Source organism: Nitrospira sp. BLG_2 (assembly GCF_049222245.1).
Genome location: NZ_JBLYIG010000154.1, coordinates 1 through 2,338, shown reverse-complemented (window position 1 = coordinate 2,338; position 2,338 = coordinate 1). Strand labels below are relative to the sequence as shown.

3 protein-coding genes are annotated in these 2,338 nt (G+C 54.4%); all 3 read right to left on the bottom strand.

Annotated elements, in window-relative coordinates; translation table 11 throughout:
- A partial coding sequence (locus ACOSYY_RS04300) for a sigma-54-dependent transcriptional regulator (RefSeq protein WP_421661035.1) occupies positions 1-542 on the bottom strand: 542 nt, incomplete at its 3' end.
- Between the two features lie 24 nt (positions 543-566).
- Positions 567-1,367: a hypothetical protein gene (locus ACOSYY_RS04295; RefSeq protein WP_421661034.1), complete on the bottom strand. Its 801-nt coding sequence runs from the start codon at positions 1,365-1,367 to the stop codon at positions 567-569.
- Positions 1,364-2,338, bottom strand: a 975-nt coding sequence (locus ACOSYY_RS04290; RefSeq protein WP_421661033.1) for a sensor histidine kinase, incomplete at its 5' end; no start/stop codon positions are given. The genes ACOSYY_RS04290 and ACOSYY_RS04295, both read right to left, overlap by 4 nt.

Here is a 2,338-nt window from a genome sequence, read left to right as displayed (position 1 = left end):
ATCACCTCCTTGCCGGTTCCGGTTTCTCCAAAGAGCAAAATGGTCGCATCCGAATCGGCCACCTGCGCGATTTGCTGGAAGAGCCGTTGCATCGCCGGGCTGCGCGCCACGACATTTTCGAGTCCGTACAGTTCCTTGACCAGGGACTTGAGCCGCTGAATCTCCTGACTCATCCGCTGTTGCGCGAGCGCTTTCTCAATCGTGGCTTTCAACTCCTTATCGTCAAACGGCTTTGTCAGATAGCCGAACGCTCCTCGTTGCATCGCCTCCACGGCATTGGGAATGCTGCCATGGGCCGTCAGGATGATGACGGGCAGTCCCGGATGACTCCTGAGTAGCTCTTCGGTCACATCCAACCCGTCCTCGCCGCGAAGGCGCAGATCGGTGATCGCTAAATTAAACATCGTTTTCTTCGCCGCTCCGACCGCGTCTTGTCCCGTTGTACAAGGTGTGACCGTAAAACCCATTGCGGATAACCGCATTTTCAACAAATGCAACAGCCCCTCATCATCGTCGACTACGAGAATGTTTTCTTGTTCCATAATCACATCCCTTCTCATGTTCGTTTAGGGTGTCACCTCGGGGCCGGGAACCGGAACGGTAGTCAATGGTGGACGTATCGGGCGCACCTTTTCCCGCATCTCCTGATCGATTCGTTTCAACGCGTCGAGTTGCGTGGACAGTTCCTCGATCTTTCTGTCCCGCTCGGCAAGCTGTTTTTGCATATTTTGAATCGACACCGGATCGGCTGACGGCTTGGCCGCGTCTTTCTTCGACTGCAGCGATTCAATCTTGTGATCTCGATCGGTTAATTCACGTTGCAACGTTTCCACAGTTTCTGAATTCTCGTCTTTGGATGCACGCAACTGCTGGATAACCGTCTCCTTTGCAAGCAAATCCCGCACCAGGCGATCCGCGGTCAATGCCAACGATGTATTGGTTTCAGCAAGAGTCGGTGCCGCAAGAACAGCTTGCGACCGTGATTTCGAGCCGGGACCCGGCGGTTTCCTCAATAATTCAAGCCATGCCTTGCTCGATACCGCGGATTGGCTCTTAGGAGCAACCTCCACGACCTTTTCGAAATATTTCTCTGCAACTTCGCGACTTTCATACAATCCGAGCAATGCACGAGTAAAGTACACCTGCTCACAAGAATTCGATTCACTACAGGTCGCGATCAAGGCTTCTTGTTTCTTTGCAAATGATTGGAAAGACTTGATGTCTTTCTGGTCTGCCGTGAAATATGGTTGCGAGACAGGGGCTGGTGGTGACGTCCAAGCCGAGCATCCCGCCAAGACGCTTACCAATAAGAGAGAACTGATGCCGAGAATGGGGACTCTGGTCCGAGGCCGTGCTTTCCTTGTCACGCTTTCCCTACCTTTTCCGGTTTTGCCAACCGTAGGATAAACCGTACAGTCGCTCCTTTGCCTTTCTCACTTTCGATCCAGATTCTTCCGCCGTGAGCTTCCACAACCTTCTTCGCCAATGCTAAACCCAACCCGCTTCCAGCCGTATGCTTCGCCTTCATGCGGCCTTGAACAAAGCGCTCGAACACATGAGGGAGATCTTCCGCCGTGATCCCAGGTCCCGTATCCGAAACGGTCACTTCAAGAACTCCGGCTTGCGGGTCCGGTTTCATCTGAACCTTCACCACGCCTCCTTCTGGGCTGAATTTCAGCGCGTTGGACAGGAGATTGTCGAGCACCTGTTCCAGACGCGAGGCGTCCGCCTTGACCCACGCCCGCTCACCGATACTTTCCAGCACCAGTTGCACATGTTTGGAGTCCGCCAACAGACGCACCTTGTTGATGGAGATTTCCCCGATTCGTTGGAGATCGACCGGGACAATGCGGTATTCCATCATCCCGGCTTCCATTTTCGATAAATCCAGAATCGTGGAGATCAGATGGATCAGCCGCTTGCTGCTGTCGGCCATAATCCGAAGCGTTGTTCGCGGCTCCTGCACGAGCGGACCCGGAATCTCGTCAAGAAGGAGGTGCGTGCCTTCTTGAATAGAAGCCATCGGAGTACGCAATTCGTGAGACACGTGCGCCAAGAACTCCGTTTTCATATCGTCGATGTCCTGCAGCTTTCTGCCCATCCAATTGACGGTATCGACGAGGTCTCGTAACTCCGCGGGAGCCTTGATCCGAAGGGACTCGCCGAAATTTCCTTGCCCGATCTGTTTGATGTGCCCTTGCAGCTGCCGGAGTGGACGCAAGATCGTATAGCTGGCGATGCCCGCAAGACCCAATCCGAATACCAGCGCCACCAGGACCAGTTGCTCGGTGACGGCTTCCGCTTGGGCGGCGCTCGCCCGCGATTCCGTCACCCCGAC